The sequence below is a fragment of the Paenibacillus sp. NPDC058071 genome, from assembly GCF_042885235.1.
Taxonomy (GTDB): Bacteria; Bacillota; Bacilli; order Paenibacillales; family Paenibacillaceae; genus Pristimantibacillus.
This window is the reverse complement of sequence record NZ_JBHVSK010000018.1, coordinates 1-18707: the sequence shown is the minus strand read 5'-3', so window position 1 is coordinate 18707 and position 18707 is coordinate 1. Positions and strand designations below refer to the sequence as shown.

15 protein-coding genes and 2 CRISPR repeat arrays (1 of these 17 running past the window's edge) are annotated in these 18707 nt (G+C 47.5%); of the genes, 12 read left to right on the top strand and 3 right to left on the bottom strand.

Annotated features, from left to right (window positions below):
• Positions 1-1088: a CRISPR direct-repeat array (repeat unit 32 nt; unit sequence GTCGCACCTCGCTGAGGTGCGTGGATTGAAAT); it reaches 144 nt to the left of the window's first position.
• A 206-nt stretch (positions 1089-1294) separates the two neighbouring features.
• The 11 genes from cas3 to ACFVTB_RS22635 all read left to right on the top strand — a co-directional run bounded on the left by cas3 (position 1295) and on the right by ACFVTB_RS22635 (position 14724).
• On the top strand, positions 1295-3727 hold the full coding sequence (gene cas3 / locus ACFVTB_RS22685; RefSeq protein ID WP_387754395.1) for a CRISPR-associated helicase Cas3': 2433 nt from the start codon (positions 1295-1297) through the stop codon (positions 3725-3727).
• Between the two features lie 191 nt (positions 3728-3918).
• The gene (gene cas5c / locus ACFVTB_RS22680; RefSeq protein WP_387754392.1) at positions 3919-4638 is read left to right on the top strand and encodes a type I-C CRISPR-associated protein Cas5c; all 720 of its coding nucleotides are present in this window, start codon (positions 3919-3921) and stop codon (positions 4636-4638) included.
• Positions 4635-6548, top strand: coding sequence for a type I-C CRISPR-associated protein Cas8c/Csd1 (cas8c, locus tag ACFVTB_RS22675; RefSeq protein ID WP_387754390.1), 1914 nt, complete (start codon positions 4635-4637; stop codon positions 6546-6548). Before cas5c ends, cas8c begins: the two co-directional genes overlap by 4 nt.
• A gap of 15 nt (positions 6549-6563) precedes the next feature.
• Positions 6564-7427 carry a type I-C CRISPR-associated protein Cas7/Csd2 gene (gene cas7c / locus ACFVTB_RS22670; protein WP_387754387.1) on the top strand — a complete coding sequence of 288 codons (864 nt, stop codon included), beginning with the start codon at positions 6564-6566 and terminating at the stop codon, positions 7425-7427.
• Positions 7417-8082 (top strand): CRISPR-associated protein Cas4, encoded by a 666-nt coding sequence (gene cas4, locus ACFVTB_RS22665; protein ID WP_387754385.1) that lies wholly within the window; start codon positions 7417-7419, stop codon positions 8080-8082. The genes cas7c and cas4 overlap by 11 nt, the downstream gene beginning before the upstream one ends.
• Positions 8079-9110: a type I-C CRISPR-associated endonuclease Cas1c gene (cas1c, locus tag ACFVTB_RS22660; RefSeq protein WP_387754382.1), complete on the top strand. Its 1032-nt coding sequence runs from the start codon at positions 8079-8081 to the stop codon at positions 9108-9110. The genes cas4 and cas1c overlap by 4 nt, the downstream gene beginning before the upstream one ends.
• Positions 9111-9119: 9 nt before the next feature.
• A complete protein-coding gene (cas2, locus tag ACFVTB_RS22655) occupies positions 9120-9410 on the top strand; it encodes a CRISPR-associated endonuclease Cas2 (RefSeq protein WP_387754583.1) in 291 nt (96 codons plus the stop codon).
• Between the two features lie 181 nt (positions 9411-9591).
• Positions 9592-11087: direct repeats of the CRISPR family, unit length 32 nt; unit sequence GTCGCACCTCGCTGAGGTGCGTGGATTGAAAT.
• A 478-nt stretch (positions 11088-11565) separates the two neighbouring features.
• Positions 11566-12450, top strand: coding sequence for a substrate-binding periplasmic protein (locus ACFVTB_RS22650; protein ID WP_387754380.1), 885 nt, complete (start codon positions 11566-11568; stop codon positions 12448-12450).
• A 108-nt stretch (positions 12451-12558) separates the two neighbouring features.
• Entirely contained in the window at positions 12559-13215 is a 657-nt protein-coding gene (locus ACFVTB_RS22645; RefSeq protein ID WP_387754377.1) for an amino acid ABC transporter permease, read from the top strand.
• Positions 13216-13266: 51 nt separating this feature from the next.
• On the top strand, positions 13267-14034 hold the full coding sequence (locus ACFVTB_RS22640; RefSeq protein WP_387754374.1) for an amino acid ABC transporter ATP-binding protein: 768 nt from the start codon (positions 13267-13269) through the stop codon (positions 14032-14034).
• 21 nt (positions 14035-14055) lie between these two features.
• Positions 14056-14724: an AroM family protein gene (locus tag ACFVTB_RS22635; RefSeq protein WP_387754371.1), complete on the top strand. Its 669-nt coding sequence runs from the start codon at positions 14056-14058 to the stop codon at positions 14722-14724.
• Between the two features lie 88 nt (positions 14725-14812).
• On the opposite strand, the gene ACFVTB_RS22630 is transcribed toward ACFVTB_RS22635, so the two are convergent.
• From ACFVTB_RS22630 to ACFVTB_RS22620, 3 genes are all read right to left on the bottom strand, one after another.
• Positions 14813-16198, bottom strand: a complete 1386-nt coding sequence (locus ACFVTB_RS22630; protein WP_387754368.1) for a hypothetical protein — start codon at positions 16196-16198, stop codon at positions 14813-14815.
• A complete protein-coding gene (locus ACFVTB_RS22625) occupies positions 16188-16778 on the bottom strand; it encodes a sigma-70 family RNA polymerase sigma factor (protein ID WP_387754366.1) in 591 nt (196 codons plus the stop codon). Before ACFVTB_RS22625 ends, ACFVTB_RS22630 begins: the two co-directional genes overlap by 11 nt.
• A 353-nt stretch (positions 16779-17131) precedes the next feature.
• Positions 17132-17785, bottom strand: a complete 654-nt coding sequence (locus ACFVTB_RS22620) for a suppressor of fused domain protein (RefSeq protein ID WP_387754363.1) — start codon at positions 17783-17785, stop codon at positions 17132-17134.
• 193 nt (positions 17786-17978) lie between these two features.
• Between ACFVTB_RS22620 and ACFVTB_RS22615 the strand changes: the two genes are divergently transcribed.
• A complete protein-coding gene (locus tag ACFVTB_RS22615; RefSeq protein ID WP_387754360.1) occupies positions 17979-18152 on the top strand; it encodes a YjfB family protein in 174 nt (57 codons plus the stop codon).
• Positions 18153-18707: the final 555 nt, after the last annotated feature.

Below are 18707 nucleotides of genomic sequence, written 5' to 3'. Positions count from 1 at the left end.
TCGCTGAGGTGCGTGGATTGAAATACGATGTATGTCTCGTTAATCTCTAAATCCTTTGTGTCGCACCTCGCTGAGGTGCGTGGATTGAAATACGCGCTCCGCGCTCCTCTCGGCGGGGCTACCGTTGTCGCACCTCGCTGAGGTGCGTGGATTGAAATTGCTATATCTGCATCGACCTCGACGATTGCACTGGTCGCACCTCGCTGAGGTGCGTGGATTGAAATTATTTTTTAGTAAAAAAATAACCACCGACAATAGTCGCACCTCGCTGAGGTGCGTGGATTGAAATCGAATGAAGATCGGGCGGCGGCGCTGTCCGTCGTCGTCGCACCTCGCTGAGGTGCGTGGATTGAAATTCCGTTGTAGCAAGCGGAAAATGGAACCTGTGCTGGTCGCACCTCGCTGAGGTGCGTGGATTGAAATGTAAATGACGAGGGTTATCAAAATCTATGGTTAAGTCGCACCTCGCTGAGGTGCGTGGATTGAAATGTCGCCAAGCGCCGGCGCAAGTCGATTGTCGGCGTCGCACCTCGCTGAGGTGCGTGGATTGAAATTCGTTACCCGGTTGCTCAAGCTTGAAAAGGGTGAAAAGTCGCACCTCGCTGAGGTGCGTGGATTGAAATGATATCCCCTTAGCGGTGACACCGAACCAGTAACCGTCGCACCTCGCTGAGGTGCGTGGATTGAAATAGTAAACTGCGGAAAGTGACGCCTAGATCGGCCTGTCGCACCTCACTGAGGTGCGTGGATTGAAATATTTTACTGATGGCGAATGGTGGCATTATGCAACGTCGCACCTCACTGAGGTGCGTGGATTGAAATGTTAAGTTGGGCGTGCCGACTCCATAAGTCGCGGGTCGCACCTCACTGAGGTGCGTGGATTGAAATGCGTCGCCGTAAACGGTAGGATTGTAATATTTGTGTCGCACCTCACTGAGGTGCGTGGATTGAAATGATCCGTCCGGCATGTAATCGAGAATCCCGTCCATGTCGCACCTCACTGAGGTGCGTGGATTAAAATCGAGTACGCCTGCGGGCGCTGGGTATATCGTGATCGTCGCACCTCACTGAGGTGCGTGAATTGAAATCAATCAAAACTAAGAAGCTACAAAACTGCCTTAGGGTTGAGTATAGTAGCTTCTTTTTTATTTTGATTTTAGGTAAAAGCGAGAGGAGAATAATCCATAGTTACAATTAGAGAAGTCTTTTTTAATAGGTCACATTATGAATTCGATAGAACGTGTTGTTAATATAATCAAATATTAGTATATTTAAGGAAGGAGGTGCTTTCGTCATGGTTCATATGGCGCATATTCGCCAAAGCGATAAGGAGATCCAGCCTGTTAAGGATCATCTGCTCCAAGTGAAGCGGCTGGCGGAGAGTTTTGGCGTCAAAATAGCCCTGAAACACGTTGCAGGTTTGGCCGGCATGCTGCATGACATGGGTAAGTACACGCCGGATTTCCAGCACTATATTCAGGAAGCAGTGGAGCATCCAGAAGCGCCGCCAAAACGAGGCAGCGTCGATCACTCCACCGCTGGTGGCAAGCTGCTTTTCGATTTATTTCACCGAGATGCATCTGATCCTTTTTACCGCATCTTAGCTGAAATTGTAGGGAATGCGATTATTTCACATCACTCTTCCTACTTGCACGATTTCTTGAACGAGAGTTTAGAATCCGACTATTTACGACGTGTACAGGACAAACAGCTAGATCCGGAACAATTCAAACAGGCGAAAATGTATTTCTTTGATCAAGTCATGAGCGAGGACGAGCTTAAATCTTACGCGAAGAAGGCAGTGGAAGAATTGAAAGCATTTCTATCACCAGCCTCCTCCATTAGCATCGAGAGCCAGCTGATGTTTCTCAGTAAGTTTATTTTTAGCACTTTGCTTGATGCAGATCGCACCGATACAAGGTTGTTCGAGGAAAATCGTCCGCCTGAGCCTGAGCTCGATCATCTTTCACTGTTCACCGGATACTATAATCTTTTGCTAGCGAAACTGACTCGATTTCAATCGGACGAGTCTGCTCAAAAGCCAATCAATCTTCTTCGGACAAAAATGTCTGAAAAATGCGACGAATTCGCCCTGAAGCCTTCAGACATTTATACCTTATCGATTCCGACAGGCGGCGGTAAAACATTGGCCAGCCTGCGCTACGCTTTAAGACATGCAATCGAATACGGCAAAAAACATATCATTTATGTTGTGCCTTACACGACTATTATCGAACAAAATGCAGGCGAGGTAAGGGAATTGTTGAAGGACGACGCGCACATTTTAGAGCATCATTCCAACGTCGTCGACGATCCGGACGATGAGGACGAAGAACTGGAGGGACGCATTTCGCATCGTCAGAAGTGGAAGTTGGCTAAAGATAATTGGGATTCGCCTATCATTTTTACGACAATGGTACAGTTTCTAAACGTGTTCTACGCCAAAGGAAGCCGAAACGTACGCAGATTGCATAATTTAAGTGAATCCGTCATTATTTTCGACGAAGTGCAAAAGGTGCCGATTCCTTGCGTGTCGTTATTTAATCATGCGCTTAATTTTTTGAAAACACGGGCTCGCTCCAGTCTCGTCTTATGCACCGCCACTCAACCGGCATTACAATTTGTGCAGCATAAGCTGGACATTGACGGGAATGCCGAAATGATCGACCGTCTGGATGAAGTGGTAGATGCATTCAAGCGAGTAGAGATCATTGATCAAGCTACGGAAGAAGAAACTACCACCGATAGTTTGGCCGACTTTGTGCTGAAGAAGTTGGAAGAGGTGCAGAGCGTTCTTGTTATTTTAAATACAAAGAGCGTCGTATCTGCTTTGTACGGACGATTGCAGGAAAGCGGAGTTCCGCTGTATCACTTGAGTACAGCTATGTGCGCAGCTCATCGGAATGACATTTTGGAAGAAGTAAAACAACGTCTCAAAAATCAAGAAAAAGTTGTCTGCATTAGTACACAACTGATCGAGGCCGGTGTCGATGTTAGCTTCGAATGCGTCATTCGCTCGCTTGCCGGACTCGATTCCATTGCGCAAGCGGCAGGCCGTTGCAACCGTCACGGCAAAGACACTTTACGAGAAGTCTATGTTATCGATCATGCAGAAGAAAATTTGAAGCATTTGCCGGAAATCGCGGCAGGAAAAGAAATTACGAGACATATTTTAGTGGATTTAAAGGCAAATCGAACATACCACGGCGGACATCTTCAATCGGAGCAGGCGATAGCAACTTATTTTCAACAGCTTTATACAAAGTATGATACCGATTTGGACTATTGGGTTCAGAGAGTAGGTAAAAAGATGACCGAGTTGTTGTTCGGCAACTATGATCAGAACAGTTATTTTAAAGCCTATAAACAAAATATGAGTAAGAGGTTACCTCTGGTCATTGCCAACAGCTATCGGACAGCTGCGGATCATTTTGAAGTGATCGATAGTCCCGGCACGGCTGTCATCGTTCCTTATGGTGAAAAAGGAGAAGAGATTATCGCGTCCTTGAATGGCGAAGCTAACATTGAAGACTTGTCGAGATGGATGCGAGAGGCTCAGCAATTCATGGTCAATTTGTTTCCTCATGAAAAGTCTGCTCTAGATCGAAATGGAGGAATTAGGTACTTGCAGGATGGAAAAATATTGGCACTTACAGAGAGTGCCTATGATAGTGAACGGGGTTTGAATCTGAATAACAATAGTGGATTTTCTTTGAAAATGTATTAGAACCTATCTGAGAAAAGGACAGGTTCTAATATCATAAACTATATATTTCAATCCACGCCATTGGCGACAAGTCATTATAACATGAGAGACGATTCAATCAATAATTCATATAATTTATAATAAATTTATATTGACCAAATTCCCATCAATGGTTACAATTGGTTTAGAATAAATTGGAAGGAGGTTATGCTATGCGAAACGGCGTAGAGTTTGTTGTTCACGGCCCGTATGCTCTTTTCACCGACCCACTGACTAAGTTGGGCGGTGAAAAGCTCACCTATCAAGTACCTACCTATCAAGCATTGAAGGGAATCGTAGAAAGCATCTATTGGAAGCCTACCTTAATTATGATTGTAGACGAGGTTCGGATCATGAAGGCGATTCGCATGGAGTCAAAGGGTGTTCGTCCGATCGAGTACGGCGGAGGCAATACGCTGGCTAACTACACGTATCTTCGTGATGTATCTTATCAAGTAAAAGCCCATTTTGAATTTAACCCGAACCGTCCGGACTTGGCTCACGATCGGAACGAAAATAAGCATCATAATATTATGAAGCGCTGTTTACAGGCTGGTGGGCGAAGAGATATTTTTCTCGGCGCAAGAGAGTGCCAGGCTTACGTGGAACCGTGCGTATTTGGCGAGGGTGATGGCTTCTACGACGAGTATGGAGAGATCCATCTCGGCACTATGGTTCATGGCATTAACTATCCAGATGAGACTGGTAGAAATCAATTAGAAGTGCGGCTTTGGAGTCCGGTGATGAAGAACGGAATCATCGAGTTCGACAAGCCTGAGGAATGCCCGAAGATACGAACGGTTGCGGAGATGAGTCCGAAGCGGTTCAATCGTGAAAATGTGCAATCGGTAGACGAGCTATACGCTCAACTCGAGGAGGGCGGAGATCGGTGAGCTGGCTGTTGAATCTTTATCAAACCTATGAATCGAATTTAGGAAGCGTAGGCGAGATCCAGAGAAGATATAACGATCAGGAATATACGCTTCTGCCCATCTCGCATACGACGCAAACTGCTCATATCGAAGTGTGGGTGACGGAGGACGGCGAGTTTTACGATGCGAAAGTCATTACGGATAAGGAGAAAAGAAATACTTTAATTCCTTGTACTGAAGACTCGGCAAGCCGGGCCGGCTCAAAAATTGCACCTTACCCACTGCACGATAAGCTGAGCTACGTCGCAGGGGATTTTGTTGCTTACGGAGGCCAGATCAAGAAGGAGGAGCCATTCTCCTATTATATTGCCAAATTAAAAGAATGGGCGGAATCACCTTACGCGACATCTAAAGTCATCAGCATTTATCGCTATTTAAATAAAAGAAGGCTTATTCAAGATTTGGTAGCTCGCAAGGTAATTGCCTTGAATTCCGACAATCAATTAATCGACAAGTGGGATAAGAAGTACGAGGCGTTGTACGAATCGAAGCCTGACATCTTTTCGGCCGTAACGGGTGAACAGGAGAGTGCTTTTGTTCGATTCAATGTCTACTCTCCGGACAAAGTAGTAACAGACGTTTGGAAGGATCGCGATATGTATGATTCCTTCATCCGGTTTTACAGGGAGCAGCTTGGTGACGAAGATTTTTGCTTTGTAACGGGGGAATCGCGGCCAAGTACGGACAAGCATGCCAACAAGATTAGAAACGCGGCGGACAAAGCGAAGCTGATATCGGCTAATGATTCCAGCGGTTTTACGTATCGTGGAAGATTTAATGAAAGCCGCCAAGCGGCTAGCATCAGTTACGATGTTTCCCAAAAGGCGCATAATGCTTTGAAATGGCTCATTAATCGCCAAGGTAAGGTCATTGATCAACGGGTTTTTCTTGTCTGGGGAAATGAGGAATTGGACGTTGCCGAAGCGGGGGACGATTCCTATACACTATTCCCGGAGGTAACGGTTGCGAAGGAAGCGATCTCCTTCACTAACGAGGAATACGCCAGACAATTCACTAAAGCATTGGATGGTTATAGCAATGGTTTGTCCAAGAAAGGCTTTAAGGATGCAAAAGTAAATATTCTTGTGCTCGATTCGGCCACGACTGGACGTATGGCGGTTCTCTACTATCGCAATCTGAACAAGGAGTTTTACTTGGAGAAGCTCATCAAGTGGCATTCCACTTGCCGTTGGTTGCATCGCTATCGGAAAAATGACGAGGGTGACTATTTACAATTTTTCGGCGCTCCCTCTACGAAAGACATTGCTTTTGCCGCCTACGGCTCGAATGCTAACGATAAGCTGGTGAAGGGCTTGATAGAGCGCATGCTGCCATGCATGATTGATGGCCACAACATTCCAAAAGACATTGTCCGAAGCGCTTACCACAGGGCAAGGAATCCCGTGGCGATGGAGGCTTGGGAGTGGGAGAAAACGCTCAGCATTGCTTGTGCACTCATTAATCAAAAGGAGGAAATCGGCGTGGCACTAGATGAAACGAATAGAGACCGCAGTTATTTATTCGGACGTTTGCTTGCAGTGGCGGATGTTCTGGAAAGAAGAGCGCTTGGCAGGGATGAGAAACGTGCAACCAACGCGATCCGTTATATGAATGTGTTTGCGAGCCATCCGGCAAGGACATGGGAAACGATTCAGAAAAGCATTCTGCCGCATCAAGTTAGATTGGGTACGACATTGACCTTTTGGAACAAGCTAATCGACGAGATTACTTGGTTGATTCCGAGCGAAGATTTCAACAATAAGAGGCTGTCCGAACAGTATTTACTCGGGTTTTACAGTCAGCGCTATGCGCTCTATCAGAGTAAAGAATTGAAAGAAAATGAAATCGATGCGAATGAAGCATCCAACTAAAAGGAGTGATCGAACATGACAGTATTGGATCATAAAATCGATTTTGCGGTCATTTTATCGGTAAGCAAGGCGAATCCGAATGGCGACCCATTGAACGGAAATCGTCCTCGGCAAAATTACGACGGTTACGGCGAAATTTCCGACGTTGCGCTGAAACGGAAAATCAGAAACCGTCTGCAAGATTTGGGAGAATCGATCTTTGTCCAGTCCAACGACCGTAAGTCCGACACTTACGGCAGCTTGCGTGAGCGTGCCGATGCCAATCTGGAGTTGGAGAAAATCATGAAATCAAAATCGGTATCGAACGACGAATTTGCCGGTATCGCTTGCCAGGAGTGGTTGGACGTGCGCAGCTTCGGCCAAGTGTTTGCCTTCAAAGCGGATAGCAAGGGAGGCGGCGTATCCGTTGGAGTCAGAGGTCCCGTTTCCATTCAGACCGCTACAAGTCTGGAGCCGATCGATATTACAAGCACACAAATTACAAAGAGTGTTAACTCAGAACCGGGAAAAGACAGAGGCTCGGATACAATGGGCATGAAGCATCGCGTCGATTCTGGCGTGTATCTTTTCTATGGCAGTATCAATACCCAGCTTGCTGAGAAAACCAGCTTCACCAATGAGGATGCAGACAAAATTAAGGAAGCACTTCGTACATTGTTCGAAAATGACGCCTCTTCCGCGCGGCCGGAAGGCAGTATGGAAGTTCACCGTGTTTATTGGTGGGAGCATTCGTCCAAGCTCGGACAGTATTCGTCGGCGAAGGTGCATCGTTCGCTTGTTGTCGATAGAAAATCGGATGAGCCGAAATCATTTGATGATTATGACTTTTCGATACACCCACTGGATGGACTAAAGGTCCAGGTACTTGATGGACAATAACGAAGACGATTCGTATTTACTATTGTCCGGCATTCAGCACTTTCAGTTTTGCAAGCGGCAGTGGGCACTTATTCATATCGAACAGCAGTGGGAGGAGAACGTAAAAACGGTTGAAGGCCAGCATTTGCACCGAAATGCGGATCAACCTTTTACAAGAGAAAAAAGAGGAGACAAGCTTGTCGTACGCGCAATGCCGGTGAAGTCAGAAGCTCTCGGAATTACCGGCATATGTGATGTCGTCGAATTCGTTCGAGATGAGGAATATGGCGTTGAAATTCCTCATCTTGGAGATGGGAGATATTCGGCCTATCCCGTCGAATACAAACGCGGCAAGCCGAAATCCAAGGATGAAGACATTATGCAGCTGGCAGCTCAGGCGGTTTGTTTGGAAGAAATGCTCGTATGTGATGTGAATACGGGCTTTCTTTTTTACAACGAGATCAAGCATCGGGTTGAAGTCGATATAACGGATGATATGAAAGACAAGGTCAAGCGGGTTTTCTCCGAAATGCGGGATTACTATATGAGGAGACATACGCCGAAAGTGAAAACCGGTACGTTCTGCCGCAGCTGTTCCTTACAGCATGTTTGCTTGCCGGAAATCATGAATAAACGCAGCGTCAAAAGCTACATTGAGGGGAAACTAGTTGAATGAAAAAGCTCCTTAATACGTTGTATGTTACGCAGTCGGATGTTTACTTATCGTTGGATGGAGATAATATCGTGCTGCTGAAAGAGCAAGAAAAGCTAGGCAGATTGCCGCTGCATAACTTGGAATCAATCGTCTCTTTTGGCTATACCGGAGCAAGTCCCGCATTGATGGGCTACTGTGCAGAACGGAATATTTCGCTTGTTTTTATGACGACCACCGGAAGATTTTTGGCGAGAGTTATCGGCGAGAGCAGAGGCAACGTTGTGCTTAGGAAAAAGCAATACATGCTTTCAGTGGACGAGACGCAGTCTGCTAGAATGGCACGCAATTTTATTTTAGGCAAAATTTATAACCAAAAATGGATGCTTGAACGTGCGACAAGAGATTATCCGCTCCGTATTCAAGTTGAAGAATTTAAAGAAACATCCGCCCATCTATCGTCGATGATGCAGGTGATTCGAGCTTGCGAGGATCTGGGCGAATTGAGAGGATTGGAAGGGCAGGCGGCTTACAGCTATAACCGGCTTTTCGATTCGATGATTTTGCAGCAGAAAGAGGATTTCTATTTTCATGTCCGATCCCGCAGACCTCCACTCGATAACGTGAATGCGATGCTGTCTCTTGCCTATACGCTGTTGGCAACGGATGTAGCTGCGGCTTTGGAAGGGGTCGGTTTAGATGCTTATGTTGGTTTCCTGCACCGCGACCGGCCCGGCCGAGTGTCGCTTGCATTAGATGTCATGGAGGAGCTTCGGGGCGTTTTTGCGGATAAATTCGTTTTAACGCTAATTAATAAGAAGATGGTAGATAAAGATGACTTTTTCAAGAAAGAGAACGGTGCGGTTCTCATGCGGGACGAGGCGAGGAAAAAGTTTTTGGCTGCGTGGCAGAGTAAGAAGCAAGAGAGCATAAACCATCCATATTTGGGTGAAAAAATCTCTTGGGGATTGGTACCGCACGTTCAAGCCTTGCTGCTGGCCCGTTACTTGCGCGGCGATCTGGACGAATATCCGCCATTCCTTTGGAAGTAGGTGAACTAACTGCTAGTACTCATTACGTATGATGTCAGCACGGTGAGTCCCACTGGTCAAAGAAGATTGCGGCAGGTGGCGAAGGCTTGCCAAAACTATGGGCAGCGAGTACAGAACTCTGTATTTGAGTGCATCCTGGACAACACGCAATTTACCATTCTAAAGCTTCAATTGTTATCTATCATTGATGAGAAGCAAGATAGTTTGAGGTTTTATAGGCTGGGTAACAACTATAAAAGTAAAATCGAACATATTGGCATAAAAGAATCATTAGATATGGAAGGGCCGCTCATTTTGTAGTGCGAATTCGTGGTGCGAATGTGAAGCTCACATGAAAACCCCGGGACATTCGCACCAAAAAAAGCGGCAAAATGAGAGTGAAGGTATAGCTGTTTATTGGATTGTTTTAAACATTTGATTGTTTTTCTGTGTTTTCACCGGGATAATTGCTAAATCGGGTGGATTCAGAAATAAAATCGCTGTCGCACCTCGCTGAGGTGCGTGGATTGAAATCATTGCAAAAGGTACGAGCGGCTATGCCGAAATGGTCGCACCTCGCTGAGGTGCGTGGATTGAAATATCCTGTCCGGATCAGTGCTCGAGAAGGTGTAGATGTCGCACCTCGCTGAGGTGCGTGGATTGAAATAACTTGCACTTGTATCTGTTGTTGCATGGCGTCACGTCGCACCTCGCTGAGGTGCGTGGATTGAAATAGTCGGACAAGGTTAAAAAATAATTCAATCTGCTGTCGCACCTCGCTGAGGTGCGTGGATTGAAATAATATCCCAACAATTGGATTCGCAGGGTCGATGGGGTCGCACCTCGCTGAGGTGCGTGGATTGAAATACAATATTGACACATTTTCATTTTTAGCCCTTTTGTCGCACCTCGCTGAGGTGCGTGGATTGAAATTTCTCGACCAGCTTACGGACATTTTCATCGTTAAGTCGCACCTCGCTGAGGTGCGTGGATTGAAATCCGTTCCGGAAGCCTCTGTGTTGCCCCCATGGAGTCGCACCTCGCTGAGGTGCGTGGATTGAAATGCTGAAATCGACTATACGCCGGGACCTCTTCGTGTCGCACCTCGCTGAGGTGCGTGGATTGAAATTTGAGGTTAATTAATGAGAGTTTATTTTTTAGTTGTCGCACCTCGCTGAGGTGCGTGGATTGAAATAGTTTTTCCAGGATGTAGTCGGGTACCGCGCCCAAGTCGCACCTCGCTGAGGTGCGTGGATTGAAATATCATTTCGGACTTTAACAAGAGTCTGATATCGAGTCGCACCTCGCTGAGGTGCGTGGATTGAAATAAGTCCTGCACCAACCTTATACGTACGCTGCCAGCCGTCGCACCTCGCTGAGGTGCGTGGATTGAAATTTCGACGAGGCGGAACGCATTTGCACGGTCAAAGTGTCGCACCTCGCTGAGGTGCGTGGATTGAAATTTTCTGCTGCGCTCCGAACGGGGCAGATCCGCTTGCGTCGCACCTCGCTGAGGTGCGTGGATTGAAATATTAAGTTACTTAATAGTAAACACACTATCCACCGTCGCACCTCGCTGAGGTGCGTGGATTGAAATTATCATAATCGACAAAGATTGACAGCAAAAAGTTGTCGCACCTCGCTGAGGTGCGTGGATTGAAATCCGATTGCCGGATAATTCCGTTTTCCTGGACGTAGTCGCACCTCGCTGAGGTGCGTGGATTGAAATTCAATACGCTTCGCACTATCCTTGACCACTTGTTGTCGCACCTCGCTGAGGTGCGTGGATTGAAATGTGATAGTGCTTAGTTTCTGGGTGGTTTGCAGCAGTCGCACCTCGCTGAGGTGCGTGGATTGAAATAATCTGTTCATGTAGCTCTGACCCAACTCCAGTCAAGGTCGCACCTCGCTGAGGTGCGTGGATTGAAATAAAAAATGGGGCGTTACGATCCTTATTGTTATTGGCGTCGCACCTCGCTGAGGTGCGTGGATCGAAATCAATTGGCCGGATTTTCCGGGTCTGTGGTGAAGTAGGACACATCAATTCCAATTTCCCCTAACCATATCTGCCATTGAAATCTTCATCCCCAACTGTACCGCCTGTTCCCACAGGCGGTATTTTAATTTCCGATAGGAATAGTAAAATTAATTCTTGACATTCCATTAACCCTGTTTATAATATTGATATATAATACTTAGTTATCAAAATATAATAATATAGAGACTGACCTAACGAATGGAGGTCTCATTTTTCCCGCTACAACTACAACGGGGAAAATGGGACCTTTTTTTGTTGCCCGAATCATAAGCGTGCTCCATTTACGATAAGGCGGGGCGGCTAATCAAACAGAAGGCGGTTCATCTATACAAAGGGGGCATCGCAACAAGGCAGCAGAACACCTATTTCCGGATTTTCAACTGCAACGCATTGTATCAACCAAAAAAATAGAAAAAGTTAAGAGAGGGATTGGGAGAAATGAAAGTAAACACGAAGAAGTTCACATGGTTTTCATCTGTCTTGGTATTAATGATCGTAGTATTGCTATCCGGCTGCGGACAGCAAAACAACAAAAAAACGGAAGAACTGTCGCCGGCCGCAGCCTCGACTGCTGCTCCTGAGACGAACAACGCGTCCGCTGACGACGAGAACACTCTCGAAAAAATTAAAAAAGCCGGCAAAATCGTCATCGGTACCGGCGGCAACTATCGTCCTTTCAACTATATGAATGAAAAAAATGAGCTGGTCGGCTTCGATATTGAATGGGGAAAAATCATAGCGGAAGGACTCGGCGTCGAGCCGGAGTTCGTAACAGGCCAATTTTCCGGATTAACCCCAGGCTTGCTGGCCGGTAAATTCGATATATTGCTCGCAGGCGTGAACGTCACGGACGAACGCAAAAAATCGGTAGACTTCGCCGAGCCTTATGCTCGCGACGGCGTCGTAGCCGTTGTGAACAAAGAAGGCAAAAACAATCCGACGGACATCAGAGATCTGGAAGGCAAAGTAGTCGGTGTTATTGCAGGAGCGACAGCGCAGGCGGTTGTGAAAGAAATCGGCGGGTACAAAGAAATCAAGGAATATCCGGGCGAAACGGAAGTATTCATGGATCTGATCAACAAGCGCGTCGATCTCGTATCGATCGGCCGGGACGCGGCTGGCGACTATATCAAAACAGCGGCTCAAGGCAGCCAGCTGGAAATCGCAGGCGACCCGTACAAGTTCGTTGACGTGGCTATTCCACTTCGCAAAAACAACGCCGCTCTCAAGGAAGCGATCGACAAAATCATTCTGGAGAAGAAAAGCGACGGCACCTATCAACGGCTGGCGGAAGAGCATTTCGGCCTGCAATTCGATAAGTAAGTAAGTAAGGGTTCTTTTTATTAAAACTAACGGCTTCGGCATCCCGGAGGCAAGCTTCGGGCGGTCGGAGCTGTTTCCGGATCATTTTTAGAAAGGAGGCGGCAGGCTTTGGACTTCGAAACGGTCGCACAAGTACTCCCTTTTTTGACGCAAGGCGCACTGGTTACTTTTGAAATCTCATTTCTTGCTCTTCTGATTGGCACGCTGCTTGGCTTCGTACTGGCTGCGCTGCGCTTGTCGCACAACAAGTTCGTTCGCTTGTTCACGATCGTGTACGTATGGTTTTTCCGCGGCATTCCGATTTTGATGGTGCTTGTATTCATTTACTATACGCCGCCTTTTGGTATAACGCTGTCTGCTTTTGCCGCCGGTTTGTTAGGGTTGTCTCTGAATGCGGCTGCCTACAAGGCGGAAATTATTCGTACGGGCATATTGGCTATTCCAAAAGGACAGATCGAAGCGGCGGAAGCAATCGGGATGACGCCTTGGCAAATTCTTATTCGCATCCGAATTCCGCAAATTGTTCGTTTCGTTCTTCCTACTTATATCAGCAACTCTGTTGCGTTGCTAAAAGAATCGGCGCAGGTATCCGTCATTACCGTGCCCGATCTGATGTTAAGGGCGCAAAACCAGTTCAGCAGCACCTATAAGCCATATGAAACGCTGGGCGTAGCGGCATTGTTATATTTGTTGATGACGAGCCTGCTCATGCTGCTGCAGCTTTACTCGGAGAAAAAATTAAATCTGAATCGCAGCATTAAATAACGCGGCCAATACGAATTCATGGAGTGGACGCGAGCAGAGGGGAGATGAAGCATGAGCGTTTTGCAATTAAACAAGCTGACGAAGTCGTTTGACGGCAAGACGGTTGTGGACGGCATCGATTTTTCGGTGGCCAAAGGCGAAGTTGTGGCCATTATCGGTCCAAGCGGAGCGGGCAAAAGCTCGCTGCTGCGCATGATTAACCTGTTGGAGGTGCCGACATCCGGGGAGATTGCGATCGACAGCGAGCAGGTGAAATATACGCTTAATGGAGCAGGGCATTTGACTTTTTTATCGAAGTTCAGGCTGAGCGGCATGCGGAGTAAAGTTGGGATGGTTTTTCAGCATTTTAATCTTTGGAATCATAAAACGGTGCTGGAAAACATTATCGAAGGGCCAATCGCCGTTCGAAAACAAACGCGCCGGGAAGCGATTCAGCAGGCCGAACAGCTGCTTACCCGCGTGGATTTGCTGGAGAAAAAGGACGCGTATCCCGACATGCTGTCTGGAGGTCAGCAGCAGCGCGTCGCGATAACGCGGGCACTCGCCATGCGGCCGAGCGTTTTGCTGTTCGACGAACCGACCTCGGCTCTCGATCCCGAACTGGTCGGAGAAGTATTAAAAATGATTGCGATGCTGGCCGAAGAAGGAATGACGATGGTGATCGTTACGCATGAAATGCGTTTTGCGAGGCAGGTCGCTGATCGTGTGCTTTATATGGAAGAAGGGCGGATTGTTGCGGAAGGAACGCCGGAAGCGATTTTTGAATCGAACGACAATCCAAGTCTGGTACGTTTCTTTAGCAGTTTGCAATCTCATTAAAAGCGAAAAGGGGGACAGCCAATGATCGGACTGCTTGCGTTAGGCCACAGCCCGCGTCCGGATTTGCTTGCTCCGTTCCAAGTCGCGCTCCCCGGTGTGCGGTTAACGCTGCAGGGCGCAATGGACGGATTGAGCAGATCCGAAGCAGAGAAAATAGCGGAATCGGAAGGCAATTGTCCGCTTTACGTGCATACGAAGGACGGGCCGCTTATTGTTCAGCAAGCCTGGTTGTTGGATCGGATCGAGCAGAAGTGCCGGATGCTTGCCGAACAAGGGGCAGAGTTAATTGTGCTGCTCTGCTCGAATGATTTTCCACCGATCGCTTCTCCTGTACCGCTGCTTCTGCCGGGTGTAAGGCTAGAGATAGCCGTACGGTCAGCCGCATCCAGCGGCGGGAGGCTGGGCGTCATCGTGCCGGATGAAAGCCGGCTTACCGCCGCAGAAAATCGCTGGAGATCAGCCGGTTTTGAACCCATGCTTATGGTGGCCCAGCCTTCTAGCGATCGTGAGAGATTGCAGGAGATAAGCCGACATTTTCGGGAATCGAAAGTAGAGCAGGTCGCGCTGGATTGCATTAGTTTTTCCGTTAACATGCAGCGGCACCTGGCTAACGGTTTAAACGTCCCGATATGGCTGCCCCTTCAGTTGGCGGTACAAGCCGTGGTCAATTGGGCCGGATTTCGCGGATAAAAGTAAATCTCTCAACCCAATTCCCAGCGCGATCCGATTTCGAATGACTACTCTAGCAAGCAAGCGATAAGCCACCGTTTTCATATGGCTATTCAAATTTTAAAGGCAATGTCCAAGGCCCTTTTATCAAGAAATGCGGCTTAGTCAGCGAAAACTGAAGCGATGTTTGACCAGGTTTCGTTTCAAGATACAGCGTCTTCATGACGGCAGTGTTCTTATCGACATTTTCCCAACTAAACGAATTGTTGAAATTCGAATCTGGATAACGGATCAAAAAATAAAGCAGCGCCTCATTCTTCGACGAATCGAACGCTAAGTCGACCTCCACATTAACGGTTGTTTCGCTCGTGCGTTTAATACTTGTGAACTTGACTGGGAAACCTCTCACCTCAGCCGTAATGTCGATCGTGCGTTCAGAGCCAACTTCCGGGAGAGGTATCGAAACCTTTTCGGAGATTGCTTCCCGGTCGTGCACTTCGATATAGGGAATGACAACTGTATATGGAAGCAACTCGCTGTTATTGAGCGTTTCACGGAATCGAAAACCGGACGAATACGTTAAGGTATCAGCTTGAAGTAAGCTCGCTTTTGTTCCCTCTGCATCCTCCACATACAAGCCAGTGTCCTTCACAAGCGGGGATACCCCGTAGGAGCTAACGGAAAGGCTTGGCAACGGGAGCTTAGAGACAAGTTGAATTCGTACGATACCCTCTTCAAGTTTAGTTGGGAATGCTGTAATCATGATATCCTGCTGCACGGCACTTGAGCCTAAATGCTCAAGGTCACCGGCCGTTTTTGGCGGAACAAGCTTTATTGGACCAATGATTGAATCGTTGATGTGCAGTGTAATCGTATCAGCAACAGGAACAGGAACATTGGTGCCTTTAATAGGAACGTAATAGCCCAACCAGTCTCCAGAAGAGGAGCGCATGGAAGAAGTGAACGCATAGAGCCGGCCGTTAACTTCAGCTTCGAATTCCTTTACTTCAGGCGTTTGTATCCCTTGCAGTGTAATGGTTGCGACGTCCTGCTGCAGTACGATGCCATCGACGGTCAGCGTTCCGGCTCCCATCTTCTGCACGTAGGGCTTTTCCAGCACGTATGTCGGTTGTGAAGCATTTCCTTCCTGTACCGTTCCAAACCCCGGGAAGAATCGAAGCACCTTTCTCAGCTCGGCTTGTACCGAAGGGGTGGAGACGATCTGAACCGCAATGAACAGAACGGCGATCACGGCTGCAACTACAGCAATGTAGCGCCGCCGCTGGGACGAGCGGACAAGGGGGGACGGGGACGTCACATTTTCGCCAGATTGTAGCTTGGAGAACGTGAGTGCCTTAATGCGCGTGATGGCTGCGGCATCATCTTCGGTTACAGTTTTAGGAATGTCCTGCTTTGACTGCATCAGCTCCAAATCTGCACTTTCAATGTCTAGTTGATCGAACAACTCGAAAATAACCTTTTCCTCATCCTTCATGATTTGTCCCCCCTTTTTCAGTTTCCGATAACCCTAGTGCCTGCTTAAGCGCATTGCGGCTCCGATAGAGCCGGCCTTCAATCGCTTTCTTGGTGAGGCCAAACGTGGCCGCCAGTTCATCAAGACTTTCGTAGTAGAAGTACCTTCGCCAAAACAAACTTCGGTCAGGCTCACTCATCTTTTGAACAAAATCGATGACCTCCCTATTCGATTCGCGGGCAAGCGCATGTTGTTCCGTGGAACACGGACTTTGTAACGCTTCCGCATCCTGGAGCATCAAACGTTCTCCACCGTTACGCAGCAGTTTGCGTCGTAAGTCCAGCGCCTTGTATTTAGTCAGCACGAGCAGCCATGTCCGAAATGATGCTCGACTTTCTTCGTAGTTTTCAATGCTTTGCCAAGCCGCCATAAAAACATCGCTCACACATTCTTCCGCGTCCTCCGCGCTGCCAGCACCGGACAACACACGTCTAACGAGCGCATGAACGCTCGGTCCCAAAATATCGATAGCTTCTTCAAGCACACGTTTGTCGCGACTTTTGAATCCTTTAACCCACTTGCGGTTCTCATCTTTAAACATGTATACGAACCTCCGGCGTTGTTCTATTGATTACTACGTCGTGGTTTGTGAAGATCACTCACAGCGTACATCTTTTTTTTCACATAACTGAGTTCGGAGGGAGTTGGTAGGTAGTAGCCTAATGATTATAGGCGAGTAATGGAAACAGGAGTCTGAGGTTTAAAAGGATGGGCGATCTACAGAAGCACGGGGCCGGCGTCGCATCGATCGACTCAGTTGCACCTAGTAGAAGCGCTAAAACAATAAACGAGGATGTGAGCTCTAACCAATTGAAATGATTAGAGCACACATCCTCGTCCGCTGTCACGAACATTATTTCCTTAAAAGCTCAAGTTCGATTACCCCTTGTTCCCTTAAAACAGGCCGAACAGCTTTTTGCACGCATTTTTACGATTAACGTTTACAATTTGATCGGCGCCGACACGGCCTAGCTTCTCGAGCAGAGCGTCCTGACCATTTTTAACTTTAAACTCTATTTCATCTTGGTAGAGCGGGATTAGCGAAAAGAAGTGAACAACCTTTTCCTCAGATAATGAAAGATTGAAAAATTCCGTTGCGTTGGCCGCCTCCGGCACCCATACCAGCATGCCTTGGAACTTTGCATCTGAACTGTATGGGGCAGGAGGGTTGCCGTTAGCGACCGTATGTCCATAGTACAGCCAAGTGTTGTACTCATGCGGGAAGCGACCGATCGTTTTTAAGGCCCGAATTGGCCAGTAGTTGCGTTCGTCCTTGAAGTCTTCGTCGGATATTTTCCAAGTCGGCGGCAGACTGATTGTCAGCTCGGCATACCGGTATGACTCTGCCCCGTCTGGAACGGTAAACGGAATCTCGCTAATACCGCTCGTTACCAGCGTATAGCAGTTCCGCTCTTTAGTAGGAGCCGCCACGATGATATCGATCGTGAGTTCATCGGACAAAATCTCTTGAAAAACGCCCGCAACCGGACCGAGGTGCTCCTCTACATGCTTATAAATCGTTTCGTAATTTTCATTAGAACGAACCAACGACAACCGCCTCCAGCTTTGATGTTTTGTGTACAATGCAACAACATTCGACAAAATATCTGCAAAACCTTCCTTAATTTAGGTGGTTGATCATTTATTTCATTAATTCTACAGCACACTTGTAGTTTCATAGAAAGTTTACGAAAATTACGAGCACAGATGCCGATATTTAATATAGAAGGAGGTGTAATCATTGGACATTTCAGCACTATCGATTGCAATGGGCCAAAATGCGGTTAAACAAGCTTTCAGCATTGGCATGTTAAGTAAGGCGATGGATTCGGCAGAAGGACAAGCTGCGCAGTTGATTCAAACTATGGGAAGTTTGGACCCGAACCTGGGGCAGAAGCTTGATATCAAAGTATAAGCGGCTGTCATAGTAAAATAGCGATACGCCCGAGCTTCTTTTATGAAAAGGAGCCGGGCTTTTTTTTAGTTGGTTTCATAGAGATTGCGTAACCGTGTCGGTTGCAGTTTCTGTAAGAGACGAAAGCGCCTTACAGTCGGCAAAACGAGCTGACAGAGGTGCTGTAAGAGTCGAAAGCGCCTTACAGACGGAAAAACGAGCTGGCAGAGGTGCTGTAAGAGTCGAAAGCGCCTTACAGACGGAAAAAGGAGCAGGCAGAGGTGCTGTAAGAGTCGAAAGCGCCTTACAGGCGGAAAAAGGAGCAGGCAGAGGTGCTGTAAGAGTCGAAAGCGCCTTACAGGCGAGAAAACGAGCTGGCAGAGGTGCTGTAAGAGTCGAAGGCGCCTTACAGGCGGAAAAGCGAGCTGGCCGAGGTGCTGTAAGAGTCGAAAGCGCCTTACAGTCGGAAAAACGAGCTGGCTGTACCTCTGTCAAGAAAGTAGACACGCTCATTATGCAACCTGGTGCTGCTCGTAGTAACGTTTTTCACACAGATGTGGGGTCATGTAACCAATA